The following is a 26,466-nucleotide window of genomic DNA, read 5'->3' as shown; positions in this document are numbered from 1 at the left end:
AGAGACGAGGTAATTGGCATCGATTTTTGACACGCTGTTGAGTTCTCAAGGATCGGACGCACACCATCAGTTCGCCGTGTGGCGAAGCCTCTGGGGCAACCTCTCAATCGTATGCTTTCCTGCGTCGTTTCCCCAAATCCGCTTCGCGGCGGGAAAACCGTGGTGGAAAGCCCCACGTCCTTCTCTGTTCGGCGCAACGAATCGCGCCGGAGTCGAACTGTACTGCATGTGGGGTTCAGCCCCGGGACCGGCCTTCTTCGCGGTGGTGACCGCGGTGGTGTCCGTTCCTCCCTGTCGGGCTGACGTCGAGAACATTAGACGGATCCCGCCGCAGAAGACAAATCCGCAGGTCAGCGCCCTGCAGGTCTCCCACGGCGGGATCCGGGGCGCTCAGGCTCCGCGTCGTCCCGCGGCCAGGGACTTGCGACCTCGGCGCAACAGGGCCACCTCGCCGTGCAGGAAGTCGTCCTCCCCCAGGACCTGCTCGGGGTCGGAGAGCTTGACGTTGTTCAGCGAGGCTCCCCCGTCCCCGATGACCCGGCGAGCCGCGTTGCGGGAGTCGACCAGCCCGACGGCGACGAGGGCATCGGTCACCGACATGCCGACGGAGACCTCACCCCCCGGCAGCTCCCCGGTGGCGTCGCGCAGGGTGCGAGCGTCCAGCCCTGTCAGGTCGCCCTTCCCGAACAGCGCCTCCGATGCCGCCTGCACCGCTGCCGTGGCTGCGGCTCCGTGGACGAGCGTGGTGACGTCAGCGGCCAGCGCCTTCTGGCACTCCCGCAGGAACGGCTTCTCCGCCAGCGACTGCTCGAGGCGCGCGATCTCATCGGGCCCTCGGTCGGTGAAGACCTTGAGCAGCTTGACCACCGAGGCGTCCTCGACGTTGATCCAGTACTGGTAGAAGGCCCACGGGCTGGTCATCTCGCTGTTGAGCCAGATGGCGTTGCCCTCGCTCTTGCCGAACTTGGTCCCCGCGGCATCGGTGATCAGGGGCGTGGTCAGCAGGTGCACCGACTTCCCCTCCACCCGGTGGATGAGGTCGGACCCGGCGGTGAGGTTGCCCCACTGGTCCTGGCCGCCGGTCTGAAGCGTGCAGCCGAAGTCCCGGTAGAGCTGGAGGTAGTCCAGCCCCTGGAGGATCTGGTAGCTGAACTCGGTGTACGAGATCCCCTCGTCGCTGTTCAGCCGTGCCGCGACGGCGTCCTTCTTGATCATCTGGTTGACCCTGAAGTGCTTGCCGATGTCGCGCAGGAAGTCCAGTGCGGACAGCGGGGCCGTCCAGTCGAGGTTGTTGACCATCACCGCCGCGTTGTCCCCCTCGAAGTCGAGGAAGGGACGGACCTGCTCCTGGATGCCGGCGACCCACTCGGCCGTCTGCTCCTTGGTCTTGAGGATCCGCTCGGACGACGGTCGTGGGTCGCCGATCAGTCCCGTCGAACCCCCCACGAGACAGATGATCCGGTGCCCGGCCCGTTGCAGGTGTCGCATGACGATCAGCTGCACGAGGTTGCCGAAGTGCAGCGACGGAGCCGTCGGGTCGAAACCGCAATACGCCGTGATCGGCCCGTCGGCGAGTGCCTGGCGCAGCGCGGACTCGTCGGTGGTCTGCGCCACCAGTCCTCGCCACTGCAGCTCGTCGAAGATGTCGCTCACGATGTGGGTTCTCCTTGTCCGGTGGGTCGTGCCGCGGAACCGCAGGCACGAGCACAGCCTGCCCTATGACCCGGTATGGCGTGCACGGGACGTGGTTGGTCGATTCGGTGCCGGTCGGTACACCGAGACGCTCGGTTCGTCCGCGAGCCAGAACCGCCACGGGTGCGCGTCGCCGTCGCCCCCGGCTCCGGCCACCCCGACCCGTGGCCCCGTCCGTACGAGCGCTGGGTCGGTGGGGGTGCCGGGCGCACGGAGGACCACTCCCGTCCCGGCGGCACAGGCATCGAGGCCCGTCTGGGCACCGTCGAGGGCCAGCGTCGTCGCGAGCCGCGCCGGTCCGCGGGCCCAGTCGCGACGGCGGATCCCGTGCCGTCGCAGCGCGGCCACGTCCTCCCCCTCCACCACCTCGCCGGCCCGCAGCAGCACGGCACTCGCCGCGCCGTCGTCGCCGCACACGATGTTGGCGCACCAGTGCATCCCGTACGTGAAGTAGACGTAGAGGTGGCCCGCCGGCCCGAACATCACGGCCGTCCGCGGGGTGGGACCCCGGAAGGCGTGCGACCCGGGGTCGGATTCCCCGGCATACGCCTCCACCTCGGTGAGCCGCACCGTCACGCCGGCATGGCTGATCGTGGCGCCGAGCAGGGCCGGGGCGACGGTGAGGACGTCACGCGCGAAGAATGACCGTGAGAGGCGGCGCCCGAGCCGGACGGGACTCAGTCCTTGCGCCGACGGATCTTGTTGCCCAGCCACACCACGGGATCGTAGTGACGGTCGACGACACGCTCCTTGAGCGGGATGAGCGCGTTGTCGGTGATCTTGATGTGTTCGGGGCAGACCTCGGTGCAGCACTTGGTGATGTTGCAGTAGCCGAGGCCGTGCTCCTCGCGTGCCGCCGGCCGCCGGTCGGCACTGTCGAGCGGGTGCATGTCGAGCTCGGCGACCCGCATGAGGAACCGCGGCCCGGCGAAGGCCTGCTTGTTGTCCTCGTGGTCGCGCACCACGTGGCAGACGTCCTGGCACAGGAAGCACTCGATGCACTTGCGGAACTCCTGGCTGCGCTCCACATCGACCTGCTGCATGCGGTACTCCCCCGGCTGCAGACCCTCGGGTGGCGAGAACGCCTGGACCTCGCGCGCCTTCTGGTAGTTGAACGAGACGTCGGTGACGAGGTCGCGCTGCACAGGGAAGGTCCGCAGCGGCGTCACCGTGATGGTCTGGTCCTCCTCGAAGGTGCTCATCCGGGTCATGCACAGCAGTCGCGGGCGGCCGTTGATCTCGGCGCTGCACGATCCGCACTTGCCGGCCTTGCAGTTCCACCGGACGGCCAGGTCCGGGGTCTGCGTCGCCTGGAGGCGGTGGATGATGTCGAGGACGACCTCGCCCTCGTTGACCTCGACGGTGTAGTCCTGCAGGTCGCCACCATCGGCGTCCCCGCGCCAGACCCTGAACTTCGCGTCGTAGCTCATGCCCCGCTCCCGTCGTCGGGCCCCTGCGCTGCCCCCGGCTGTGATGCCGGCGGTCCGTCGCGGCGGGCCAGCTCCGCGTCGGTGAGGTACTTGGCCAGCTCGCTGCGTTCGAACAGCTCGAGCAGGTCCTGGCGGATCTCTGGCACCGGCTGGTGCTTCAGGGCCACGTCCCCCGCGTCGTCCAGCGTGCAGATGAGGTTGACCCCTCGCCACTGGGGGTCCATCTTCGGGAAGTCCTCGCGGGTGTGACCGCCGCGGGACTCGGTGCGCTCGAGCGCGGCCAGGGCGACGCAGCGGCACACCGCCAGCATGTTGCGCAGGTCCAGGGCGAGGTGCCACCCGGGGTTGAAGGGACGTTTCCCCTGCACCCCGACGCTCTTCACCCGCTCGTCCATCTCGTCGAGCATCCCGAGCGCCTCGCGGACCTCACCCTCGCGCCGGATGATGCCGACCAGGTCGTTCATCTTCTGCTGCATCTCGCTGTGCAGGGTGTAGGGGTTCTCCGAAGCCTCCCGGAAGGGCGCCAGCGCCGTCTGCACCGATGCCCGGACGTCCGCCTCGCTCACCGTGGGGCGGGAATCCCCCAGAGCCGCAACGTATTCCGACGCTCCAGCTCCCGCCCGCCGACCGAACACGAGGAGGTCGGACAGGCTGTTGCCACCGAGCCGGTTCGAGCCGTGCATGCCGCCCGCCACCTCGCCGGCGGCGTACAGACCGGGCACGGCCGTGGCCGCCGTGTCGGCGTCGACCTCGACGCCACCCATGACGTAGTGGCAGGTCGGCCCGACCTCCATCGGCTCTGCCGTGATGTCGACGTCGGCGAGCTCCTTGAACTGGTGGTGCATCGACGGGAGCCTGCGGGTGATCTCCTCCGCGGGGAGCCGGGTCGACACGTCGAGGAACACCCCGCCGTGCGGCGATCCCCGCCCCTCCTTCACCTCGCTGTTGATCGCGCGCGCGACCTCGTCGCGCGGCAGCAGCTCGGGTGGCCGCTTGTTGTTCTCCGGGTCCTTGTACCAGCGGTCCGCCTCCTCCTCCGTGTCGGCGTACTGCCCACGGAAGACGTCGGGGACGTAGTCGAACATGAAGCGCTTGCCCTCGGAGTTGCGCAGCACTCCCCCGTCGCCGCGCACCGACTCGGTGACGAGGATTCCCTTGACGGACGGGGGCCAGACCATGCCTGTCGGGTGGAACTGGATGAACTCCATGTTGACCAGGGCCGCACCGGCGCGCAGGGCCAGGGCGTGTCCGTCGCCGGTGTACTCCCACGAGTTGCTGGTGACCTTGAACGACTTCCCGATGCCACCGGTCGCCAGGATGATCGCCGGTGCCGAGAACACCACGAAGCTGCCCGTCTCCCGCCAGTAGCCGAAGGCCCCCGAGACGGCCCCCGACGCGTCCTTGAGGACGTCCGTGACGGTGAGCTCGGCGAACACCCGCAACCGTGACTCGTAGTCGCCGGTCTCGCGGTGGTCGTCCTGCTGGAGGCTGACGATCTTCTGCTGGAGGGTGCGGATCAGCTCCAGGCCGGTGCGGTCGCCGACGTGGGCGAGGCGCGGGTACTCGTGGCCGCCGAAGTTGCGCTGGCTGATCCGGCCGTCGGGCGTGCGGTCGAACAGCGCGCCATACGTCTCCAGCTCCCACACGCGCTGGGGGGCCTCCTTCGCGTGCAGCTCGGCCATCCGCGGGTTGTTGAGGAACTTGCCGCCCCGCAGGGTGTCGCGGAAGTGGACCTGCCAGCTGTCCTTCTCGTTCGCGTTGCCCATCGAGGCCGCGATGCCACCCTCGGCCATGACGGTGTGCGCCTTGCCGAAGAGGCTCTTGCAGATGACCGCGACCCGCAGGCCCTGCTCCCGCGCCTCGATCGCCGCACGCAGGCCGGCACCACCGGCACCGATGACGATGACGTCGTAGTCGTGCCGTTCGAGGGGTTCGACGTCGGTCACGCAGGCTCCTAGTTGATGAGGCGCAGGTCGGAGAGGGTCCCCGAGGAGACCAGGGCGATGTAGGCGTCGGTGACGACGAGGCTGCCGAGCGTCACCCAGGCGAACGTCATGTGGCGGGCGTTGAGCTTGCCCACGAGCCCCCAGGCCTTGTAGCGCAACGGGTGCTTGCTGAAGTGGTTGAGCCGGCCGCCGACGATGTTGCGGCACGAGTGGCAGCCGAGCGTGTAGCACCAGAGCAGCACCACGTTGGCGAGCAGGATCAACGTGCCCAGGCCCAGCCCGAAGCCGCCGTCCTTGCCCCGGAAGGCGTGCAGCACGTCATACGTGTTGATCAGGCTGATGAGCACGGCAGCGTAGAAGAAGTAGCGGTGCAGGTTCTGCATGATGAGGGGGAAGCGGGTCTCGCCCGAGTAGGAGCGGTGCGCCTCGGGCACGGCGCACGCCGGCGGGCTCATCCAGAACGAGCGGTAGTAGGCCTTGCGGTAGTAGTAGCAGGTCAACCGGAACAGCAGCAGGAACGGCAGCGTCAGGGCGGCGAACGGGATGAGCGCCGGCCACGGGCCGAACGGCGTGCCGAAGTGGGTCGAGCCCGGCACGCAGGAGGTCGACAGGCACGGGGAGTAGAACGGGGTGAGGTAGCCGTAGTCGGCGACGAAGTAGTCCTTCTGCAGGCTCGCCCGCACCAGGCCGTAGAGCAGCCACGCGGTGAAGCAGACGAACGTGACGAGCGGCTGGAGCCACCACCGGTCCTCGCGCAGCGTGCGCGCGGCCACGCGGGCCCGACCGGGAGCGTGGACGCCTCCGCCGAAGGGGGCGTTCGACACGTCAGTGGCCCCGGGACGGGCCGACGCCCTCGTCCTCGGCGTCCGACCACAGCGCGGGGTCGTACTCCTCGTCGGTGATGAAGACGATCTCGCCGGGTCCACCGGCACGGTCCTGCGACCCCACCCCGGCGCCGCGGGCCAGCAGGTCGACGTCGTCGGCCAGCCGAACCACGTCGTCGCGCAGTCGTTGGACGTCGAGGGTGTTGCCGAGCTCCTTGGAGAGCGCGGTCACCGCCCGTCGCAGTCCGGCCACGTGACCCGCAGCCGCAGTGAGGTCGTCGCTGACACCCATGGCACCGTCCTTGTCGCGAAGGTCGAGGCGGGTCGCCTGTGACCCACGTCACCGAACCTAGCGCGAAGGGCGCCCGAAATCGTGGGACTGCGCCGAACGTGTTTCGTCCTCGTGCGTGACCCGGCTCGCGGACGGCCGTGGAGCGCCCCGAGCGGGGTGGGGCGTCAGCGCACCGTGATGGGGGTGCCGGCCCACGTGCGGGCCGCGGCGGCCTGCTGCTGGACGCGGGTCAGCTGCTCGGCGACCCGTACGGGCGCCGTGCCGCCCTTGGCGCTGCGCGAGGCCAGGGACCCCTCGACGCTCAGGACGTCCCGGACGCCGGGGGTGAGGTGCGGCGAGATAGCTGCGAGGTCGGCGTCGGTGAGGTCCCACAGCTCGATCCCGCGCCCCTCGCACACGCGCACGCAGGCACCGGCCACCTCGTGGGCGATCCGGAAGGCCACCCCCTCCCGCACGAGCCACTCCGCGATGTCGGTGGCCAGCGAGAAGCCCTGCGGCGCAAGGGAGGCCAGTCGTTCGGTGTTGAACTTCATCGTCTCCACCATGCCGCTGAACGCAGGCAGGAGGACCTCGAGCGTGTCGACCGCGTCGAACACCGGCTCCTTGTCCTCCTGCAGGTCGCGGTTGTAGGCCAGCGGCAGCGCCTTGAGGGTGGTCATCAACCCGGCGAGGTCGCCGACCAGCCGACCGGCCTTGCCCCGGGCCAGCTCGGCCACGTCGGGGTTCTTCTTCTGCGGCATGATGCTCGACCCCGTCGAGTAGGCGTCGTCCAGCGCCACGAAGGAGAACTCCTTGGTCGCCCAGAGGACGACCTCCTCGGCCAGCCGCGAGATGTCCACCGCGGTCATCGCTGCGACGAACGCCATCTCGGCGACGAAGTCCCGCGACGCGGTGCCGTCGATGGAGTTCTCGACCGCGGACGTGAACCCGAGGTCGGCCGCCACCGCCTCCGGATCGAGACCGAGCGACGAACCGGCCAGGGCCCCGGAGCCGTACGGCGACACCGCCGCCCGCACGTCCCAGTCCTGCAGCCGCTGGACGTCGCGCAGCAGCGCCCAGGCGTGCGCGAGGAGGTGGTGGGCGAGCAGGACGGGCTGGGCGTGCTGGAGGTGGGTCCGGCCGGGCATGGCGACCTCGGGATGGCGGGACGCCTGAGAGACGAGGGCGTCGACGACGTCGAGGACCAGCGCCGCGACCGAGCGCGCGTGGTCGCGCAGGTACATGCGGAACAGCGTGGCGACCTGGTCGTTGCGCGAACGGCCGGCGCGCAGGCGCCCACCCACGTCCGCTCCGGCGCGCTCGATGAGCCCGCGCTCGAGGGCGGTGTGCACGTCCTCGTCGTCCTCGGCGGGTGCGAACGCCCCGGACTCGACGTCGGCGGCCAGCTGGGCCAGCCCGGCGAGCATCGCCTCGAGGGTGGCGTCGTCAAGCAGGCCGGCGGTGTGCAGCACCCGGGCGTGGGCGCGGGAGCCGGCGAGGTCGTACGGCGCGAGGCGCCAGTCGAAGTGGGTCGACTTGCTCAGTGCCGCCAGGGCGTCGGCGGGACCACCGGCGAAGCGACCACCCCAGAGGCTGACCTTGCCGGTCTGCGGCTGGTCGGGCGCGTCGGTGGGGGTCGGGCTGTCGGGGCTCACAGGTGCTCCTGGGTAGGGCGTGCGGTCGGGTCTGCGGTCGGGTCTGCGGTGCGGTCTGCGGTCGGGTCCGCGGTGGGGTGCGGTCGTGCTCGGGGCACGGCCGGGCCCACGTCAGTCGGTCGTGCCGGCGAGGGCCAGCAGGTCGCCCGCCGTACGGCGGCTGGCGGCCGGGCCGGTCGTGATGATCATGATGGTGTCGTCGCCCGCGATGGTGCCGAGGACCCCTGCCAGGTTCGCGTGGTCGATGGCGGAGGCGAGGAAGTTCGCCGCTCCGGGCGGGGTCCGCAGCACGACGAGGTTGTGGGACGGCTCGGCGGTGACGAGCAGCTCCTCGCACACCCGCCGGAGCCGAGCGGTGAGGGCCGTCCCGTCAGCGGCGGGGCGGGCGGTGCGGTCCCCGCCCTCCCCCGGCACGGCATACACGAGGGAGCGGCCGGCGCGGACCTTGACGGCGCCGATCTCGAGGAGGTCCCGGGAGAGCGTGGCCTGGGTGACCTCGATGCCGTCCTGGGCCAGCAGCGTGAGGAGGTCGCCCTGCGAACGCACCTCGTGCCGTCCGAGCAGCTCGACGATCCGGCGCTGGCGCCCGGTGCGGGTCGCGGCGATCGTCATGCGTCCTCCAGGAGGAAGGACAGCAGCGCCTTCTGGGCGTGCAGCCGGTTCTCCGCCTCGTCCCAGACGAGCGACTGCGGGCCGTCGATGACGGCAGCCTCGACCTCGTACCCACGGTAGGCCGGGAGGCAGTGCAGGAAGACGGCATCCGCGGCCGCCCCGCCCATGAGCGACTCGGTCACCGCGAACGGCACGAACGGGCTCTGCGCTCCCTGGCGGTCGCCCTTCTCCTCCTCCATGCCCATCGACACCCAGGTATCGGTGACGACGACGTCGGCCCCAGCGACGGCCTCCGACGCCTCGCCGGTGACGACGACCGAGCCACCCTGCTCGGCCGCGATCTCCTGTGCGCGAGCGAGGATCGCGGCGTCGGGCTGGTGGCTCGCGGGCGTGCCGATGCGCACGTGCATGCCCGCCAGGGCGCAGCCGAGGAGGTAGGAGTGCGCCATGTTGTTCGCCCCGTCACCGACGTAGGCGAAGGACAGGCCGCGCAGGGATCCCTTGTGCTCCAGCACGGTCAGGAGGTCCGCGAGGATCTGGCACGGGTGGAACTCGTCGGTGAGGGCGTTGACCACGGGCACCCCGGCGTACCGCGCCATCTCCTCGATCCGCTCCTGGCCGTGCGTCCGCCAGACGATGGCGGCCGACTGCGGACCGAGGATGCGCGCGACGTCGGCGATGGACTCGCGGGTGCCGATCTGGGCGAGGTTCCCGTCGACGACCATGGGATGGCCGCCGAGGCCGCTGATCGCCCCCGCGAACGACACCTGGGTGCGGAGCGTCGGCTTGTCGAAGACGACGGAGACGATGCGCGGCCCCGCCAGCGGGGTGCGGGAGTATGGCGCGGCCTTGAGCTCCAGCGCCCGCTGCAGGACCAGCGCCTGCTCGTCGGCGGTGAGGTCGTCGTCACGCAGGAAGTGGCGGGTCATCGGGCGTCCTTCGTGGTGGCGGCCGGCGCGGCGGCACGGGTGGCGTCGAGGGCTGCGTCAAGCAGACCGGGGAGGGCTGCCACGAACAGGTCCAGCTGGTCGGTGGTCACGACGAGCGGGGGTGCGAGCCGAAGCGCGTCGGGGGCCACCGGGTTGACGATGAACCCTGCGTCCCGGGCGGCGGCCGCGACGTGCGCCGCCACGGGTTCGGCCAGGGTGATCGCCCGGAGCAGACCCTTCCCCCGCACCCCGGTGACGAGCGGATGCTGCAGTGCTGCAACGGCGTCCGCGAGGTGCTGGCCCGCTGCCGTCGTGTGCGCGAGCAGGCCCTGCTCCTCGATCGTGTCGATGACGGCGAGCCCGGCAGCCGCGGCCAGCGGGTTCCCGCCGAACGTCGACCCGTGCTGCCCCACCGTGAGGAGGCCGGACACGTCGGACCCGAAGGTCACCAGGGCGCCGATCGGCACCCCGCCGCCGAGCCCCTTGGCCAGCGTGATCGCGTCCGGGACGATCCCGGCCTGCTGGAACGCGAACCACGTGCCCGTCCGCCCGATGCCGGTCTGGATCTCGTCGACGACGAGCAGGGCACCGTGCTCGGTGGTGAGCTCGCGGGCGAGCCGAAGGTAGGTCGCGTCCGCCTCGATGACGCCCGCCTCGCCCTGGACCGCTTCGAGGACCAGTGCCCCCGTGTCGGGTCCGACGGCCGCGCGCAGGGCTGCCTCGTCGCCGTACGGCACGTGGCTGATGCCGGGCATGAGCGGGGCGAACGGCTCGCGGTAGACGGCCTTGTGGGTCAGGGCGAGGGCGCCGGTGGTGCGCCCGTGGAAGGCGCCCTCCGCGGCCACGATGCCGCTGCGGCCGGTGCGCCGGCTGAGCTTGATGGCCGCCTCGATCGCCTCGGCGCCGGAGTTCGCGAAGAAGACCGCGGACCCTGCCGGGGCGTCGGCGATGCCGAGGATCCGCTCCGCCAGCGCGATCTGGCCGGGCGAGGTGAACAGGTTGGAGACATGGATCGCCTCACCGGCCTGCTTGCTGATCGCCGCGACCAGCGCCGGGTGGCCGTGGCCCAGGGAGTTGACCGCGATGCCGCCGACGAGGTCGAGGTAGCGCTTGCCGTCGACGTCCCAGACCCAGCAGCCGTCGCCGTGGGAGAGGACCAGGGGCGGACGCCCGAAGACGCCCAGGACGGCGTGCTCGTACCGGTCGAGCAGCTCGTCGTTGCGGGTGGCCATCAGGCGTCGCCTTCCGTCGTGGCGGTGGAGGTTCCGGCGGAGGCAGCCGCCGGCGCCGCGGAGTCGGGGACGACCATGGTGCCGATCCCCTCGGAGGTGAACACCTCGAGCAGCAACGAGTGCGGCTGGCGTCCGTCGATGACGTGGGCCTGCGGGACCCCGTTGTCGACGGCGCGGACGCAGGCCTCGAGCTTGGGGATCATGCCGGCGTCGACACGACCGAGGAGCTCACGGGCTCCGCTGACCGACAGCGACGACAGGAGGGAGTCGTGGTCCGGCCAGTCGGCGTACACCCCCTCGACATCGGTGAGCATGACGAGCTTGTGGGCGCCGAGGGCGACCGCCAGCGCAGCGGCAGCGGTGTCGGCGTTGATGTTGAGGACCTGGCCCTCGACGTCGAGGTCCGGCGCCACTGTCGAGACCACCGGGATCCGCCCGGCGTCGAGGATGTCCTGCACCGCGCCGGGGTTCACCGTGACGACGTCGCCGACGAGCCCGAGGTCGACCTCCTCGCCGTCGACCTCCGTGCCTCGGCGACGGGCGCCGAACAGGCCTGCGTCCTCGCCCGAGAGACCGACGGCCACGGGGCCGTGCTGGTTGAGCAGGCCGACCAGCTCACGGCCCACCTGCCCCGTGAGCACCATGCGGACGACGTCCATCACCTCGGGGGTCGTGACGCGCAGGCCACCGCGGAACTCGCTCTCGAGGCCGAGGCGCCCGAGCATCTGGGCGATCTGCGGGCCGCCGCCGTGGACGACCACAGGACGCAGGCCGGCGTAGCGCAGGAACGCGACGTCCTGGGCGAACGCCGCCTTGAGCTCGTCGTCGACCATGGCGTTGCCGCCGTACTTGACGACGACCAGCGACCCGCGGAAACGCTCGAGCCACGGCAGGGCCTCGACGAGCGTCTGGGCCTTGCCCCGCGCCACGCGCAGGGCGGCCTTCCCGATGTGGCCGCGGACCGTGCTCGTGGTCGTGGCCCCGTTCGGTGTCGGGGCGGTGGTGGCCGGGGCGGTGGTGGCCGGGCTGGTGGTGTCGGTCATGGGGTCTGGGCTGCCTTCAGCTCGAGTAGGCCGAGTTCTCGTGGACGTAGTCGTGGGTGAGGTCGTTGGTCCACACCGTCGCCGTCGCGTCGCCGGCGTGGAGGTCGACGAGGACGTGCACCTCGCGTGCCGTGAGGTCGACCAGGGAGCGGTCCTCCCCCACCCCGCCGGCCCGGCACACCTGGACAGAGTTCATCGCGACGTCGAGCTGGTGGGGGTCGAAGGCCGCCCGGGTCGTGCCGACGGCTGCCAGCACCCGCCCCCAGTTGGGGTCGTTGCCGAAGACGGCGCACTTGAAGAGGTTGTTGCGAGCGATCGAGCGGGCCACCTCGAGCGCGTCCGCCTCGCTCGCGGCCGCCCGCACCTCGATGGCGATGTCGTGGTGGGCACCCTCGGCATCGGCGATGAGCTGCCGGGCCAGGCCGGCGCAGACCTCCGTGACCGCGGCCGTGAGCTCGTCGGCGCCGGGGGTGACGCCCGACGCACCGGACGCGAGCAGCACCACGGTGTCGTTGGTCGACTGGCAGCCGTCGGAGTCGATCCGGTCGAACGTCGCAGCGGTCGCCGCCCGCAGCACCGCGTCCAGCTCCCCGCCGGTGACGACGGCGTCCGTGGTCACGACGACCAGCATCGTGGCCAGGGCCGGGGCGAGCATGCCCGCGCCCTTGGCCATCCCGCCGACGCTCCACCCGTCCCGCTGCGCGATGGCCTGCTTGTGCACGGTGTCCGTGGTCTTGATGGCCACGGCCGCATCCTCGCCGCCGTCGGCGTGCAGGGCGGCCGCGGCGGCGTCCACGCCCCCGAGCACCTTGTCCATCGGGAGGAGCTCACCGATGAGCCCGGTCGAGCAGACGACCACGTCCCCCGCCGAGACACCCAGGACGTCGGCGACCTTCTCCGCGGTGGCATGCGTGTCGGCGAAGCCCTGGGCCCCGGTGCAGGCGTTCGCCCCGCCCGAGTTGAGGACGACGGCATCGACGCGACCGTCGGTGAGGACCTGTCGCGACCACGTCACCGGGGCGGCCTCCACCCGGTTGCTCGTGAAGACGGCAGCGGCGTGGTGGTCGGGCCCGTCGTTGACGACGAGCGCCAGGTCCGGTGCACCCGTGCTCTTCAGCCCGGCGGCGACGCCGGCAGCGCGGAACCCGGCTGGGGTGGTGGTGCTCACGAGAGGCCTCCGGAGAGCTTGGCCGGCGCGACGGTGTGCCCACCGCGGCGCCAGGTGTCCATCGCGTCGTCGGCACGGTCGCTGTCCACGAGGATCCAGTCGGTGTCGTAGGTCGAGAGCGCGAGGATGCTGATCTTCTTGCGTGCCAGGGGTTCCAGCAGGCCGGCGAGGACGCCGACCATGGTGAAGTCGAGGGGCCCGGCGATCTCGAACGCCGTGAGCGGTCCTTCCTTCTGGACCCCGTCGGGGAGCGTGTCGAACGCCGAGACGATCGAGGTCTCGCTGTCGGTGTACGTGATCGACGCCAACGGGCCGGTCCGCCAGTCCCACGACGGCTCCTCGCCGGCGGGCAGCCGGACGAACGCGACGGCCTGGTCGTGGCGCATGAGGTGCAGGGGCAGGCTCACGGTGCCACCCCCGCTGCGGGGAGGCCGGTCGTCTCCGGGAGGCCGAGGGCGAGGTTCAGGCACTGGACCGCTGCGCCGGCCGTCCCCTTGGTGAGGTTGTCGATCGCCGCGACGACGACCACGCGGCCGACGCGCTCGTCGACGACGACCTGCAGGTGGACGCTGTTGCTCCCGAGGACGCTGCCCGTCGACGGCCAGGACCCCTGGGGCAGCACGTGCACGAACGGCTCCGCGGCATACGCCTCCTCCCACACGGACCGGACGCTCGAGGGGTCGACGCCCTCGGCGAGCGGCGCCGTGCACGTCGCGAGGATCCCGCGGGGCATCGGAGCCAGCGTGGGCGTGAACGAGACGGTGACGGGTTCACCCGCGGCGCGGGTGAGGTTCTGCTCGATCTCCGGGGTGTGGCGGTGCGTGCCGCCGACCCCGTATGGCGACATGGCACCCATGACCTCGGCGCCCAGCAGGTGGGGCTTGAGGGACTTCCCGGCGCCGGAGGTGCCCGACGCGGCGACCACGACGACGTCCTGCGGGGCGAGGACGCCGCCCGCGTAGCCCGGCGCGAGGGCCAGGGACACCGCCGTCGGGTAGCACCCGGGCACGGCGACGTGCCGCTCCCCCGCGAGGACTGCGCGCTGCTGCTCGCCGTGACCCACCGGCAGCTCGGGGAGGCCGTACGCCCAGGCGCCGGCGTACGGGGTGTCGTAGAACGCCTCCCAGGCCGCGGAGCTCGCCAGCCGGAAGTCGGCGCCACAGTCGATGACGACGACGTCGTCCGCGAGCTGGGATGCCAGGGCACCGGAGTGCCCGTGCGGAAGGGCGAGCAGGACGACGTCGTGGCCGGCGAGCGTCTCGGGCGTGGTCTCCTCGATCACGCGGCCGGCGAGCGGCGTGAGGTGCGGGTGGACGGCGCCGAGCAGCTGCCCGGCGCTCGAGGCGGCCGTGACCGCGCCGATCTCCACGTCGGGGTGCGCCAGCAGGAGCCGGAGGATCTCTCCCCCGGCGTAGCCACTGGCTCCGGCGACTGCCACGCGCTGCATGTGCATGAACATACACCCCAATGAGAGTTCATGCAGTCACGTGCTTGTTGTCCGGACACCCTCCGTGCGGGGCGCCGTGCCGGGTCTCAACCCAGCGGGTCGTCGTCCCCCCATGGCACGAGCGTGATCGTGCGGTCCGCGGCATCCAGCCCGCCCGCGGCCCGGTCGCGCAGCGACGCCGGGGTGTCCACCCCGGCCCGGACCATGCGGCCCGACCACACGTCGTGCTCCCCGGCCGCGAGGGCAAGGGCCAGGGCGGTGACCTCGCCCGGGTCGGTCCACTCGGTCCGGCTCACGTGCGCCACCATCGCCTCGGTCATGTCGGTGCGCACGACCCCGGGGGCCAGGTCGAAGGCGAAGACGCCGTGGTCACGCCCGGCGAGGTCCGTGGAACCGGTCAGCCTGGCCAGGGCCGTCTTGCTGGCGTTGTAGGCCGACGCCACGGCGCCCGGACGCACCCCGGCACCGCTGTTGACGTTGATCACCCGGCCAGAGCCTGCGGCCACCATGTGCGGCAGGACGGCGTGGGTCACGAGGAACGGCCCGCGGACGTTGACCTCCATGGTGCGCCACCACTCCTCGGGGTCCGCCTCGTGGATCGGCACCTCGGTGTCGATGACGCCGGCGTTGTTGACGAGCACGTCGATCCGGCCGTGACGGCCCAGCACCTCGCCCACCCACCGCTCGACGGCCACCCGGTCCGTCACGTCCGCGACGGCGCTGGAGCCCCGCTCCACGGCATACCCGGCCTGCTCGAAGGCGTCGGCGAGGTGTCGGCCGATCCCCCGGGACGCGCCGGTGACGACGACGACCGGGGCGCTCGACATCGCGGCCACGGTCACCGCTGCACCGCGCCGGTGCGCTCCGTGGCTGCAGCGACGGCGGCATCGCGCAGGGCGCTGACCTCGTCGGTGGTCAGGGTGCGCTCGGCGGCCCGGAAGGTGAGCCGGTAGGCCAGGGACTTGTGACCGTCGCCCACCTGCTCGCCCCGGTAGATGTCGAACAGCTGCACGGACTCGAGCCGGTCGCCGGCGCCCGACCGCAGCGCCGCCTCGACGTGAGCCGCAGGCACGTCCTCCGCGACGACCAGCGCCACGTCGGTGTGGGCCGGCGGGTAGGTCGACAGCTCGGTCGCCTGCAGCGGGACCCCGGTGGCGGCCACGAGCACGTCCACGTCGAGCTCGGCGGCCACGGTGCGCGCCGGGAGGTCGAGGGCGGAGGTGACCTTCGGGTGCAGCTCGCCGGCGTACCCGACGACCGTGCCGTCCTGGAGCGTGATGCCTGCCACCCGGCCGGGGTGCCAGGGCGCACGCTCGGTGGCGGTGACGACCAGGTCGAGGCCGAGGGCCGTCCCCAGGGACAGCGCCCAGGCGACCGCGTCGGAGGCATCCACCTTGCGGCCGGGGCCCCACGGGCCGCCCCGCTCGACGTCGCCGGCGGCCGCCATGGCGACGTGCCGTGGCTGGTCCGGCACGGCAGCGCGGATCCGTGCCAGCGTCTCGTCGTCCGGCTTGACCTCGATGCCGGGGACGGGCGCCTTCGACGGCTCGTCACGACCGATGGTCACCAGTCCGAGCTCGTAGACCGCGACATCGCGCTGACCGCGGGCGACGTTGCGCCGCAACGCCTCCAGCAACGTGTCGAGCACCGAGGTGCGCAGCAGCGGCAGCTCGTCGGACAGCGGGTTGACGAGCGACTCGGCGCGGCGCCGGACGTCCTGGGGCGCGTAGCCCAGGGCGTCGAAGAGGCCAGGAGCCACGAACGGGTAGGTCAGCACCTCCACGAGCCCCTGCTGCGCGAGCGTGTTCGCCACGACCCGGCGAACCCGTTGGCCGTGGGTCAGTCCGTGCCCGGCCCTGGGGGTCGGCAGGACGGACGGGATCTGGTCGTACCCGCGGACGCGCGCGACCTCCTCCACCAGGTCCGGCCCGTCGGTCAGGTCGGGGCGCCAGGTCGGGGGCAGCACCGAGACGACGACACCACCCTCGGCGACGCCCTCGTCGGTGACGTCGCAGCCGATGGCACGCAGCGTGCCGACGACCTCGTCCTGGGGGTAGTCGAGCCCGACGTAGCGGGTGGGCAGCGTCGTGTCGAAGGTGATGGGGCCGCGCGACGAGCGCTGGTCCACGTCCGTGACACCGGGGTCCGCCGTGCCACCACCGTGGGTGACGAGCAGGTCGACGGCGAGCTGGGCGGCGGCAGCGGCCACCGCCGGGTCGACCCCGCGCTCGAACCGCTTGGACGCCTCGGTGGTGAGCTTGTGCCGTCGCGAGGACCGGGCCACCGAGATCGGGTCGAAGTGCGCTGCCTCGATGAGCACGTCGGTCGTCGCGGCCGTCACCTCGGACGACTCGCCACCCATGACGCCGGCGATCGCCAGCGGTCGGTCGTCGCCGTCGACGATGAGCAGGTCCTGGGGGTCCAGCGCCCGGGCGACGTCGTCCAGCGTGGTGAGCTTCTCGCCCGGCCGGGCCCGGCGCGTGCCGACGCCACCGGACAGGGTCGACAGGTCGAAGGCGTGCAACGGCTGGCCGAGCAGCATCATCACGTAGTTGGTGACGTCGACAGCCAGCGAGATGGGCCGCATGCCGAGCTGGGTGAGGCGCTTGCTCATCCACTGCGGCGTGGCGGCCGTGGTGTCGACACCGCGCACGATGCGCGCGACGTACCGGTCGCACCCGGGGACGCCGTCGATCGGCGACCCGTCGGTGACGTTCACGGCATACCCGTCGTCGTTGGCTGCTGCGACGTCGAGGTGGGCCGGGTCACGGAACACACCACCGGTCGACAGGGCGTACTCGCGGGCGATGCCCCGCAGCGAGAAGCAGTAGCCGCGGTCCGGGGTGACGTTGACCTCGACGACCTCGTCGGCCAGCCCGAGCAGCTCGATGGCGTCGTCACCGGGCGTGAGCGCGGCGGCGGCTTCGGCGCCCAGGAGGGTCGACAGGACGATGATGCCGTCGTGGTCGTCGCCGAGCCCGAGCTCGCGGGCCGAGCAGATCATGCCGTTGGAGACGTGGCCGTAGGTCTTGCGCGCCGAGATCTCGAAACCGCCGGGCAGCACCCCACCCGGGAGGACGCAGACCACGAGGTCGCCGGGACCGAAGTTGTGCGCCCCGCAGACGATCTCCTGGGCCTTGCCCTCGGTCACCCGCTGGCCGTGCTCCCCGACGTCGACGGTGCACCAGTTGATCGTCTTGCCGTTCTTCTGCGGCTCGGGCTCGACGGTCAGGACGCGGCCGACGACGATGGGGCCCTTGATGTCGCCACCGCTCAGCCCCTCCTCCTCGAGCCCCACGCGGACGAGGGCGGCGGCGATGTCGGCACCGGTGGCGTCGGCGGGCACGTCGGCCAGCTCACGAAGCCAGGACACGGGCGCGTGCATCAGATCTCCATTCCGAACTGGCGGGAGAAACGGACGTCTCCCTCGACGATGTCGTGCATGTCCCCCACGCCGTGGCGCAGCATCAGCGACCGCTCGATGCCGAGGCCGAAGGCGAACCCGGAGTAGCGCTCGGGGTCGACGCCGGCGGCCCGCAGCACCCGCTGGTTGACCATGCCGCAGCCACCGAGCTCGATCCAGCCGGTGCCGCCACACGTGCGGCAGGACGGGTCCTGGCCGCCGCAGACCCAGCACTGGCAGTCGATCTCGGCGCTGGGCTCGGTGAAGGGGAAGTAGTTGGGGCGCAGCCGCGTGACGATGCCGTCACCGAACAGTCGCTGGACGAACGCGTCGAGCGCGCCCTTGAGGTGGGCCATCGTGATGCCCTCGTCGACGACCAGGCCCTCGAACTGGTGGAACACCGGCGTGTGGGTCGCGTCGAGGTCGTCGGTGCGGAACACCTTGCCCGGGCAGAGGACGTAGATGGGCGGCTCGCGATCGAGCATCGTGCGGATCTGCACTGGCGAGGTGTGCGTGCGCAGCACCAGGCCGCTGCCGGCCGGCGCGACGAAGAACGTGTCGGCCTCACCACGGGCGGGGTGGTCCGGCGACAGGTTGAGGGCGTCGAAGTTCAGCCACTCGGACTCGACCTCGGGACCCTCGGCGATCTCCCAGCCCATGGCCACGAAGATGTCCTCGATCCGCTCGGACACGAGGCTGATCGGGTGGCGGGCCCCCAGCGGGCGCCGCGGCGCGCGAACCGTGAGGTCCATGGTCTCCTCGACGAGGATCCGCTCGTCGCGCTCGGCCTCGAGCTCGGCCTGCCGGGCCGTGAGCGCCTGTCCGACACGACCACGCGCCTGCCCGACGCGCTTTCCGGCCTCGGCCTTGGCGCTCGGCGGCAGGGCACCGATCTCACGGTTCGCCAGCGCCAGAGGGCTCTTCTCCCCCTGGTGCGCGAGGCGGGCCGCCTTGAGCGCGTCGAGCGAGTCGGCTGCGGCGATCGCTGCCACGGCGTCGGCGACGGCCTGGTCGATCACCGCAGGATCGAGCGCTGCGACCTCGACCGGGTCGTACTGCTTGTTGGGTCCTGACATGCCACTTCCTCTGTCGGCGCAGCCTCGGGGGCTCTCCACCCGTGGGCGCGCACGGCTCGGCGCCCGGGTCGGGCCCACCGAGTCTAGGGGCGCACGACGGCGTCCCCGGTGTTGGGTTGGGGGCTGGGTTGCGCCTTCGGTGGCGGCGAGCAGGCGCGGGGCGGAGCGGGGGCTCGGTGGTGGCCACCCCGCATACGGGTATGGCGCCGAGCCGGCGCGCGCGGGACGGGACCGTCCGCGGTGGGTGCCCTCAGCGCAGCCGTGCGACCGCGTCCGAAGGCGCGGTAAATCGCTCGGCGAGACGGGTCATGGCACCAGCCTGACCCAGGACCGCGTGGCCACGCAACCAGGTTCCGTGGGCGGCTGACGCGCTCACGCGAGGTAGTCCGGCGGCTCCGACGGCAGGCTCAGGCGGAACTGCGCCCCACCGCCGGGGGCCGACTCCACCTGCACCTGGCCACCGTGCGCCTCGACCAGGCCCTTGACGACGTAGAGGCCCAGGCCGGTGCTCCCCCGGCTCGCGCCGTGCCAGAACCGGCTGAAGACGATGTCCCGGTGGTCGTCGGGGATGCCCTTGCCCTGGTCGCTCACCACGAGGTCGATCCCCTGGTGGTGGTGGCCCTTGGACTCGAGCAGCTCCTGGGCGTCCCCGCAGGCCTTGCTCGCCGCGAGGGTGACGACACCCTCGCCGTGGCGGAACGCGTTCTCGATGAGGTTGGACAGGATCTGGTCGAGCCGGTCGGGGTCCGCCCACACCTCGGGCAGGTCGTCCTGGACCTCGATCGCGAACCGCTCGCGGTCCTGCCCGGAGGCCACCGCGCGCTCGACGTGCCGCCCGTAGACCGCGGCGACGTCGACGGGCTGGGGGCGGATCTGCAGGCGGCCCGCGTCGATGCGCGAGATGTCGAGCAGCTCGGTGATGAGCCGGGTGACCCGGTCGGCGTCTGCCTCGATCGTCTCGATCATGAGGCGCTTCTGGTCGTCGGTGAAGCGGTCCCAGCGACGCAGCAGCGTCGACGAGAAGCCCTTGACGGACGTCAGCGGGGAACGCAGCTCGTGGGCGACGGTCGAGATGAGGGCGGCGTGGTCGGCCTCGAGGCGGCGGCGGGCCTCGGCGTCGCGGACCATGACGATGACCCGGTTGACCGGCTGGTTGCGCCCCGGCCGCAGGTACTTCGCGGTGACGAGGACCTCGCGGCCACCCTCGAGCATGAGGAACTTCTCGCGGTGGCCCGTGCGGATGTTGAGCCCGCGCCACGGGTCCGTGACGTCCCACCAGTCGGTGCCGTCGCTGTCGCGCAGCGTGAGCGCCTCACGGATGTCGCGGCCGACGAGGTCGCGGGCACGCATGCCGAGGACCTTCGCCGCGCGGCGGTTGAGGAAGCTGATCCTCGCGTCCGCCTCGGCGGCGATGAGGCCGTCGGGGAGGACCTCGCTGGCCATGGCGGCCCGCTCGGCGTCGAGGATGGCTCCGGGCCGGTAGTCCATGCGGGGAACCCTAGCCCCTCTGTGCCGCTGCGGAGGCGTAGACACAGACGGTGGCGGCCATGGCCAGGTTGAGCGACTCGGCCGCTCCGTAGATCGGGACGCGCACGACCTCGTCGCACTGCGCCCGGACCTCCTCCTCCAGTCCCCACGCCTCGTTGCCCATAACCCAGGCGTGCGACGGGACGAGGTCGACGTCCGGGAGCAGCACCGTGCCGGCGCCGTCGGCGGCCAGGACACGGATCCCGGCGTCCCGGAGTCGGGTGATCGTCGCGTCGACGCGCAACCCCGTGACGACCGGGAGGTGGAAGAGCGAGCCCGCCGTGGAACGCACGACCTTCGGGGAGAGGACGTCGACCGAGGCGTCGCTCACGAGGACTGCGTCGGCCCCGGCGGCATCCGCTCCCCGGATCACGGTGCCGGCGTTCCCGGGGTCGCGGACGTTGGTCAGCAGGACCAGCAGCCGCGGCGACCCCGCGAGGACGTCGTCGAGGGTCGCCACCGGGGTACGGCAGACCGCCGCGAGCCCCTGCGGGGTCGGGGTCTCGCTCATCGCGGCGAGCACCTCGTCGGTGACCTCGTGGACGTACAGGCCGGCAGCGGAGGCCGCCGTCACCACCTCGACGTACCGCACCGCGGCGTCGGGGGTGAGGTACAGGTCGACGACCAGCTCCGGGTGGTGGCGGACCACCTCGCGGACGGACTGCGGCCCCTCGACGAGGAACCGGCCGGTCCGGTCACGCACCGAGCGCCGGGACAGTGCCCTGACCGACTTGACCCGGTCCGACCTGGTGTTGGTCAGAAGGGTGTTCGGCTGGGGCATGTCCCGGCGCTCGGGTGGAGTGCTGTGACGCGCTGGATCAGGCGTTCGCGGTCTCGGCCACGGCCGGGACGTTCGCGCGCGAGATCTCGACGAGGGCGGCGAAGGCAGCCTCGTCGTTGACGGCCAGCTCGGCCAGCATGCGACGGTCGACCTCGATCTCAGCAGCCTTGAGGCCCTGGATGAAGCGGTTGTACGTCATGCCGTTGGCGCGGGCGCCGGCGTTGATGCGCTGGATCCACAGGCGACGGAAGTCGCCCTTCTTGGCCCGACGGTCACGGTAGGCGTAACCGAGGCTGTGGGTGACCTGCTCCTTGGCCTTGCGGTAGAGGCGCGAACGCTGTCCGCGGTAACCGCTGGCGCGCTCGAGGACGACCCGGCGCTTCTTCTGGGCGTTGACTGCCCGCTTCACGCGTGCCACGTGAGTTCTCCTTGCTGTCTAACTGCTTGCGAGGCTGCTTGTCGAGCCCGGCCAAACAATGGGGTTGGGTGGGGCTCGGCTCAGCGGCCGAGGAGCTTCTTGACCTTCTTGGAGTCCGGCTTGGACACCTCGACGTCGTTCGCGATCGAGCGCGTGAAGCGCGAGGACTTGTGCTCGAGGAGGTGGCGACCGCCAGCCTGCTCGCGCATGACCTTGCCCGTGCCGGTGATCCGGAAGCGCTTCTTCGCACCGGAGTGCGTCTTCATCTTCGGCATGAGGCCGATCTCCTTGCTGTTGGTGTAACCGTGTCGTTCGTGCGGGTGGTGCAGGGGTGGAACCGGGCTCAGGTGGCCGGCTCGGTGGTCTCTGCCTCGGGGGCGGTGGGCTCGGCGGCCGTCTCGGTGGAGACGTCCTGGGCCTGGTCCGCGTCGGAGGCCGGGGCGGCGGTGCGCGCGCGGCGCTGCTCGGCCATCGCCTCGGACTTCTTCTTCGTCGGACCGAGCACCATGATCATGTTGCGGCCGTCCTGCTTGGGGGCCGACTCGACCGTGCCCAGCTCGATGACGTCCTCGGCGAGGCGCTGCAGGAGGCGGAAGCCCAGCTCGGGGCGCGACTGCTCGCGTCCGCGGAACATGATCGTCACCTTGACCTTGTCGCCGCCCTTGAGGAAGCGCTCGACGTGGCCCTTCTTGGTGCCGTAGTCGTGCGGGTCGATCTTCGGGCGGAGCTTGATCTCCTTGATGACCGTGTTGACCTGGTTCTTACGCGCTTCGCGCGCCTTCAGTGCCGCTTCGTACTTGAACTTGCCGAAGTCCATGAGCTTGGCGACTGGAGGCTTGGCCATCGGGGCCACCTCGACGAGGTCGAGGTCAGCCTCGGCGGCGAGCCGCAGCGCGTCCTCGACGCGCACGATGCCGACCTGTTCTCCGTTGGGGCCAACCAACCGCACTTCCGGCACCCGGATGCGGTCGTTGATGCGAGGCTCGCTGATGGTGGTGCTCCTTCGGTCAGGGAATCGTCCGACCGCACCCAACGAGAAGAGGCTCCCCGCCGCTGTCGCGCGAGAAGCCTCACCAGTTCCGTCACGGGTGCCCCGAGTACCGTGTGCGGTGCGGGCTGACGCCCGCGGCACACGCCTCGGTGGACCCGGGAACCCGGCGACCGAAGTGGTCGACGCGGGTGGAAGCAGGTGCTGCTTCTCTTGCACACCGCGCCCACCTGTGTGGCCACCCGAAGGCGACCCCGTGAGTGGTCACGGCCGGTCGATCTGCAAGGCTACCAGCGTGAGCACGGAATCTCCCAATCCCCACCCGACCACCTCCCGCTACGACGAGACCACCCCTGCCGACGACGGGCAGCTCGCGCAGCAGACCCGTGACATCTCCGAGGTGCCGGCCGTCGAGGTCATCACCACCGCGGCGATCCACCTGATGAGCGCTGCCGCGGTGAAGTGCGGGCTCGCGGAGGGCCCCGACGCCGCCGACCACCTCGACCTCGACGAGGCCCGTCGCCTCATCAACGCCCTGGCCGGCCTCATCGCGGCCTCGGCCCCCGACCTCGGCAGCCAGCACGCCGCTCCCCTGCGCGACGGCCTGAAGTCCCTGCAGCTCGCGTTCCGCGAGGCCTCCGTCATCCCCGACGCGCCGGGTCAGGGTCCCGGGGAGAAGCTCACCGGCTCCGTCGTCTGACCTCGCCGGAGCGGCGCCGAGCCGCCAGGCCGGACCGGTATGGCGCGGGCGCTCAGACGGTGGCTGCGGCGCGGGCGCGCTCGGCGGACTGCTTCGCCCGCCCGGCCCGGTGGCGGCGGGCGCGGCCGGAGGTGGCGACAGCACCCACGAGCGCGATGACCAACCCTGCCGCCGCGACGACGAGGAACCCCGCACCCCACCCGACGTGGTCGATGGCGACACCGGCCAGGGGCGCGCCCATGGCCCCTCCGGCCGTCATGAACGACCCGTGCCAGCCCATCGCCTCCCCGCGGGCGTCCGCGGGGACCACGCGGCTCGCCTGGTCGACGGTCGCGGTGATGGTGGGCGCGCAGAACAGCCCCGCCACGAACCCGAGGACGGCCAGCGACGGCGCCCCGGACGCGAGCGCCATGGGTGCGGTCACCAGGGCCAGCCCCCCGAGCAGCCAGAAGGCCGAGATGGACCGGCGCAGCCCGCCGTAGACGAGCCCGCCGACGAGCGACCCGAGGCCCCAGACCGCCAGCACCCAGCCGATCGACCCGGGCGACTGGAAGTCACGCAAGGCCGCGACGAAGGCGATGTCGGAGCCCCCGAGCACGAGGGTGGCCGCACTGGCGCCCAGGCAGATGGCGATGAACTGTGGCCGCAGCCACGACGAGCGCGGCACGGAGGCCGCCGCGGCGACGGCCACGCCCTGGTCGTCGACCTCGCGCGGTGCGTCCTCACGGATGACCGGGTTGGCCACCCACAGCAGGATGCCCGCGGCGACGCCGAGCATCTGGATGGCGAAGAGGACCCACGTGGTCGGCCAGACCGTCGCGGCCCAGACCCCGAGTGCGGGGCCGACCATGAAGGACAGCTCCACGGCCACCGAGTCGAGCGAGATGGCCGTGCGGCGGTCGTCCTCGGGGACGGCGACGATGATCGCCTGCCGGATGATGGAGAACGCGGGGATGACGAAGAGTCCGGCGACCGAGGCCAGCACCAGCAGCGGCCAGTACGACACGAACGGCGCGATCGACCAGCAGACCGCGGCCACGACGATCGACGGCACGACCACCCGGCGCAGGCCCATCCGGTCGAGCAGCCGCCCACGCCACGGGCCGCTCACGGCGATGGCGACGGTGGCAGCGGCCGAGACCAGGCCGGCCGCGGCGTAGGGGCGGTCGAGGGCGGACACGACGTGGAGGGTGAGGACGATGCCTCCGGCGAACACCGGCATGCGCACGAGGAAGCCCAGCACGAGCGCCCGGCGGAGGGCGGAGCTGGCGAGGACGCGGCGGTAGCGGTGGAGCACTCCCCCACTGTCGCAGTCGGGACCGACACCAGCCAAATGGGTTTCGCTCCTGACACCCGGGACCGGGCTCGAAGGTGTCGACGCGGCTCGTCGAGGCGCCCTACCGGCCGGACAACGGCTCCTCCCGCAGCACGTCCACCCGGTCGCGTGAGTAGGCCGAGGTGGTAGCACGAGCCGCCCGTCCGAGGCGCTCGCGAAGAGCTGCGTCGCCCATCCCCCTGTCCAGCGCCCCGGCCAGCGCCGCGACGTCCCCCGGTGGGACGAGCAACCCGTCGACCCCGTCCGTGACCAGCTCACCCCCACGGCGCGGCCGGGCTCCCTCGGATGCGGACCCCGCCCGGATCGGCGAGGGTGGAGGCAGGCTCCGCGCCATACCCGAACCTGACCGACCTGACCGCAACGAACGATCCCGAGGAGCACCATGACCACCCAGAACACCGGCGAGTCCATCCAGACCGCACCCTCTGACGAGGCCCGGCTCGGCTCCCACACCGACAACGGCGCACCGGCCCCCAGCGACCGCAACTCCCTGACCCTCGGCGCCGACGGCCCGATCCTGCTGCACGACGTGCACTTCCTGAACCAGATGGCACACTTCAACCGCGAGCGCGTGCCGGAGCGCAACGTGCACGCCAAGGGCTCGGGAGCGTTCGGCACGTTCGAGACCACCGAGGACGTCTCGCGGTACACCAAGGCCGCGCTTTTCCAGCAGGGCTCCACGGTCGAGATGCTCGCGCGCTTCTCGACGGTGGCCGGTGAGCAGGGCTCCCCCGACACGTGGCGCGACCCCCGTGGGTTCGCGCTGAAGTTCTACACGCCCGAAGGCAACTACGACCTCGTCGGCAACAACACCCCGGTGTTCTTCATCCGCGACACCATGAAGTTCCCGCACTTCATCCGCAGCCAGAAGCGCCTCGGCGGCTCGGGCCTGCGCGACAACCACATGCAGTGGGACTTCTGGAGCCTCAACCCGGAGTCGGCGCACCAGGTCACGTACCTCATGGGTGACCGCGGCATCCCGAAGACGTTCCGGCACATGAACGGCTACGGGTCGCACACGTTCCTGTGGATCAACGAGGCCGGTGAGAAGCACTGGGTCAAGTACCACTTCCACAGCAACCAGGGCGTCGAGGGACTGACCGGCGAGGAGGCCACCCGCATCGCCGGGCAGGACGCCGACCACCACCGCCGCGACCTCTGGGACTCCATCGAGGCCGGTGACTTCCCCAGCTGGACGCTCTCGATCCAGGCGATGCCCTACGAGGACGCGAAGACCTACCGGTTCAACCCGTTCGACCTGACCAAGGTGTGGCCGCACAGCGACTACCCGCTGATCAAGGTCGGCACGATGACCCTGAACAAGAACCCGGACAACTTCTTCGCCCAGATCGAGCAGGCGGCGTTCGAGCCGTCGGCCGTCGTGCCCGGCATCGGCTTCTCCCCCGACAAGATGCTGCTCGGTCGGGCCTTCGCCTACTCCGACACCCACCGCTACCGGATCGGCGCCAACTACCTGCAGCTGCCCGTCAACCGTCCCCGCGTGGAGAACCTCAACACCTACACGCAGGACGGTGCGATGGCGTTCGAGCACCGCGGTGACGCCCCGGTCTACGCCCCCAACAGCCAGGGCCGCGGCTACGCCGACCAGGTCGGCGAGGTCGAGGACGGCTGGGAGGCCGACGGCGCCATGGTGCGCCAGGCCTACACGCTGCGCGCCGAGGACGACGACTTCGGTCAGGCCGGCACGCTGGTCCGCGAGGTCTGGGACGACGCGCAGCGCGAGTCGTTCGTCGAGACCGTGGCCGGTCACCTGCTCGGTGGCGTGAAGTCGCCGGTGCTCGAGAAGGCGTTCGACTACTGGAAGAACGTCGACGCCGACACGGGCAAGCAGATCGAGGAGCTCGTCCGCGCCGGTCTGGGTGGCGACAACCCCGGCGGCATGGCCGACGACGCCAAGGTCGTCCAGGACCCGATCGTGGAGACGAACACGCAGGCGTCCAGCTAGTCCCACGACACCGTGTGCCGCG

26 protein-coding genes are annotated in these 26,466 nt (G+C 71.4%); 2 read left to right on the top strand and 24 right to left on the bottom strand.

The features are described from left to right. Nucleotides 1-390: 390 nt before the first annotated feature. From tyrS to infC, 22 genes are all read right to left on the bottom strand, one after another. Nucleotides 391-1,653, bottom strand: coding sequence for a tyrosine--tRNA ligase (gene tyrS, locus ACYVKF_RS15290; protein WP_056917499.1), 1,263 nt, complete (start codon nt 1,651-1,653; stop codon nt 391-393). 63 nt (nt 1,654-1,716) lie between these two features. After that, on the bottom strand, nt 1,717-2,406 hold the full coding sequence (locus tag ACYVKF_RS15285; protein ID WP_235530784.1) for a DNA-3-methyladenine glycosylase: 690 nt from the start codon (nt 2,404-2,406) through the stop codon (nt 1,717-1,719). Next, nucleotides 2,370-3,122 (bottom strand): succinate dehydrogenase/fumarate reductase iron-sulfur subunit, encoded by a 753-nt coding sequence (locus tag ACYVKF_RS15280; RefSeq protein WP_056919856.1) that lies wholly within the window; start codon nt 3,120-3,122, stop codon nt 2,370-2,372. The genes ACYVKF_RS15285 and ACYVKF_RS15280 overlap by 37 nt, the downstream gene beginning before the upstream one ends. Then, on the bottom strand, nt 3,119-5,068 hold the full coding sequence (locus tag ACYVKF_RS15275) for a fumarate reductase/succinate dehydrogenase flavoprotein subunit (protein WP_082581036.1): 1,950 nt from the start codon (nt 5,066-5,068) through the stop codon (nt 3,119-3,121). Before ACYVKF_RS15275 ends, ACYVKF_RS15280 begins: the two co-directional genes overlap by 4 nt. A gap of 8 nt (nt 5,069-5,076) precedes the next feature. Continuing rightward, the gene (locus ACYVKF_RS15270) at nt 5,077-5,892 is read right to left on the bottom strand and encodes a hypothetical protein (protein WP_460967528.1); all 816 of its coding nucleotides are present in this window, start codon (nt 5,890-5,892) and stop codon (nt 5,077-5,079) included. Between the two features lies 1 nt (nt 5,893). Next, nucleotides 5,894-6,184: a hypothetical protein gene (locus ACYVKF_RS15265; protein ID WP_056917502.1), complete on the bottom strand. Its 291-nt coding sequence runs from the start codon at nt 6,182-6,184 to the stop codon at nt 5,894-5,896. A gap of 164 nt (nt 6,185-6,348) precedes the next feature. Further along, nucleotides 6,349-7,818, bottom strand: coding sequence for an argininosuccinate lyase (gene argH / locus ACYVKF_RS15260; RefSeq protein ID WP_460967526.1), 1,470 nt, complete (start codon nt 7,816-7,818; stop codon nt 6,349-6,351). A gap of 111 nt (nt 7,819-7,929) precedes the next feature. Next, nucleotides 7,930-8,430 carry an arginine repressor gene (locus tag ACYVKF_RS15255; RefSeq protein ID WP_056919859.1) on the bottom strand — a complete coding sequence of 167 codons (501 nt, stop codon included), beginning with the start codon at nt 8,428-8,430 and terminating at the stop codon, nt 7,930-7,932. Continuing rightward, nucleotides 8,427-9,359, bottom strand: a complete 933-nt coding sequence (gene argF / locus ACYVKF_RS15250) for an ornithine carbamoyltransferase (RefSeq protein ID WP_056917505.1) — start codon at nt 9,357-9,359, stop codon at nt 8,427-8,429. Before argF ends, ACYVKF_RS15255 begins: the two co-directional genes overlap by 4 nt. Further along, nucleotides 9,356-10,591 carry an acetylornithine transaminase gene (locus ACYVKF_RS15245; RefSeq protein WP_460967523.1) on the bottom strand — a complete coding sequence of 412 codons (1,236 nt, stop codon included), beginning with the start codon at nt 10,589-10,591 and terminating at the stop codon, nt 9,356-9,358. Before ACYVKF_RS15245 ends, argF begins: the two co-directional genes overlap by 4 nt. Beyond that, nucleotides 10,591-11,634, bottom strand: coding sequence for an acetylglutamate kinase (argB, locus tag ACYVKF_RS15240; RefSeq protein WP_460967521.1), 1,044 nt, complete (start codon nt 11,632-11,634; stop codon nt 10,591-10,593). The genes ACYVKF_RS15245 and argB overlap by 1 nt, the downstream gene beginning before the upstream one ends. Before the next feature lie 16 nt (nt 11,635-11,650). Further along, nucleotides 11,651-12,802, bottom strand: a complete 1,152-nt coding sequence (argJ, locus tag ACYVKF_RS15235) for a bifunctional glutamate N-acetyltransferase/amino-acid acetyltransferase ArgJ (protein WP_460967519.1) — start codon at nt 12,800-12,802, stop codon at nt 11,651-11,653. Further along, on the bottom strand, nt 12,799-13,209 hold the full coding sequence (locus ACYVKF_RS15230) for an ACT domain-containing protein (RefSeq protein ID WP_235529260.1): 411 nt from the start codon (nt 13,207-13,209) through the stop codon (nt 12,799-12,801). Before ACYVKF_RS15230 ends, argJ begins: the two co-directional genes overlap by 4 nt. After that, nucleotides 13,206-14,249, bottom strand: a complete 1,044-nt coding sequence (gene argC / locus ACYVKF_RS15225; protein ID WP_460967517.1) for an N-acetyl-gamma-glutamyl-phosphate reductase — start codon at nt 14,247-14,249, stop codon at nt 13,206-13,208. Before argC ends, ACYVKF_RS15230 begins: the two co-directional genes overlap by 4 nt. An 86-nt stretch (nt 14,250-14,335) precedes the next feature. Further along, complete coding sequence (locus ACYVKF_RS15220; protein ID WP_056917855.1) at nt 14,336-15,076, bottom strand: SDR family oxidoreductase; 741 nt, start codon at nt 15,074-15,076, stop codon at nt 14,336-14,338. Nucleotides 15,077-15,087: 11 nt separating this feature from the next. Then, nucleotides 15,088-17,634, bottom strand: coding sequence for a phenylalanine--tRNA ligase subunit beta (pheT, locus tag ACYVKF_RS15215; RefSeq protein ID WP_460967515.1), 2,547 nt, complete (start codon nt 17,632-17,634; stop codon nt 15,088-15,090). Continuing rightward, entirely contained in the window at nt 17,634-18,728 is a 1,095-nt protein-coding gene (gene pheS, locus ACYVKF_RS15210) for a phenylalanine--tRNA ligase subunit alpha (RefSeq protein ID WP_460967513.1), read from the bottom strand. The genes pheT and pheS overlap by 1 nt, the downstream gene beginning before the upstream one ends. Before the next feature lie 372 nt (nt 18,729-19,100). Next, nucleotides 19,101-20,216 (bottom strand): PAS domain-containing sensor histidine kinase, encoded by a 1,116-nt coding sequence (locus tag ACYVKF_RS15205; protein ID WP_056917510.1) that lies wholly within the window; start codon nt 20,214-20,216, stop codon nt 19,101-19,103. 10 nt (nt 20,217-20,226) lie between these two features. Beyond that, on the bottom strand, nt 20,227-21,036 hold the full coding sequence (locus ACYVKF_RS15200) for a TrmH family RNA methyltransferase (RefSeq protein ID WP_460967510.1): 810 nt from the start codon (nt 21,034-21,036) through the stop codon (nt 20,227-20,229). 37 nt (nt 21,037-21,073) lie between these two features. After that, the gene (gene rplT / locus ACYVKF_RS15195; RefSeq protein WP_056917512.1) at nt 21,074-21,454 is read right to left on the bottom strand and encodes a 50S ribosomal protein L20; all 381 of its coding nucleotides are present in this window, start codon (nt 21,452-21,454) and stop codon (nt 21,074-21,076) included. Nucleotides 21,455-21,534: 80 nt separating this feature from the next. Continuing rightward, on the bottom strand, nt 21,535-21,729 hold the full coding sequence (gene rpmI, locus ACYVKF_RS15190) for a 50S ribosomal protein L35 (protein ID WP_056917513.1): 195 nt from the start codon (nt 21,727-21,729) through the stop codon (nt 21,535-21,537). A gap of 68 nt (nt 21,730-21,797) precedes the next feature. Further along, complete coding sequence (gene infC / locus ACYVKF_RS15185; RefSeq protein WP_056919864.1) at nt 21,798-22,403, bottom strand: translation initiation factor IF-3; 606 nt, start codon at nt 22,401-22,403, stop codon at nt 21,798-21,800. Between the two features lie 334 nt (nt 22,404-22,737). Here infC and ACYVKF_RS15180 point away from each other — a divergent pair, with 334 nt between their 5' ends. Then, nucleotides 22,738-23,142: a DUF1844 domain-containing protein gene (locus tag ACYVKF_RS15180; protein ID WP_460967508.1), complete on the top strand. Its 405-nt coding sequence runs from the start codon at nt 22,738-22,740 to the stop codon at nt 23,140-23,142. Between the two features lie 52 nt (nt 23,143-23,194). On the opposite strand, the gene ACYVKF_RS15175 is transcribed toward ACYVKF_RS15180, so the two are convergent. Both ACYVKF_RS15175 and ACYVKF_RS15170 read right to left on the bottom strand, forming a co-directional pair. Then, on the bottom strand, nt 23,195-24,439 hold the full coding sequence (locus ACYVKF_RS15175; protein ID WP_460967506.1) for an MFS transporter: 1,245 nt from the start codon (nt 24,437-24,439) through the stop codon (nt 23,195-23,197). A 100-nt stretch (nt 24,440-24,539) separates the two neighbouring features. Then, on the bottom strand, nt 24,540-24,812 hold the full coding sequence (locus ACYVKF_RS15170) for a hypothetical protein (RefSeq protein ID WP_460967504.1): 273 nt from the start codon (nt 24,810-24,812) through the stop codon (nt 24,540-24,542). A gap of 48 nt (nt 24,813-24,860) precedes the next feature. Between ACYVKF_RS15170 and ACYVKF_RS15165 the strand changes: the two genes are divergently transcribed. Next, nucleotides 24,861-26,444, top strand: coding sequence for a catalase (locus ACYVKF_RS15165; protein ID WP_200947839.1), 1,584 nt, complete (start codon nt 24,861-24,863; stop codon nt 26,442-26,444). Nucleotides 26,445-26,466: the final 22 nt, after the last annotated feature.

It is taken from the genome of Pedococcus soli, from assembly GCF_054782575.1.
Note: the sequence above shows the minus strand (reverse complement) of the source record. Positions and strands in the feature narration are given on the sequence as shown.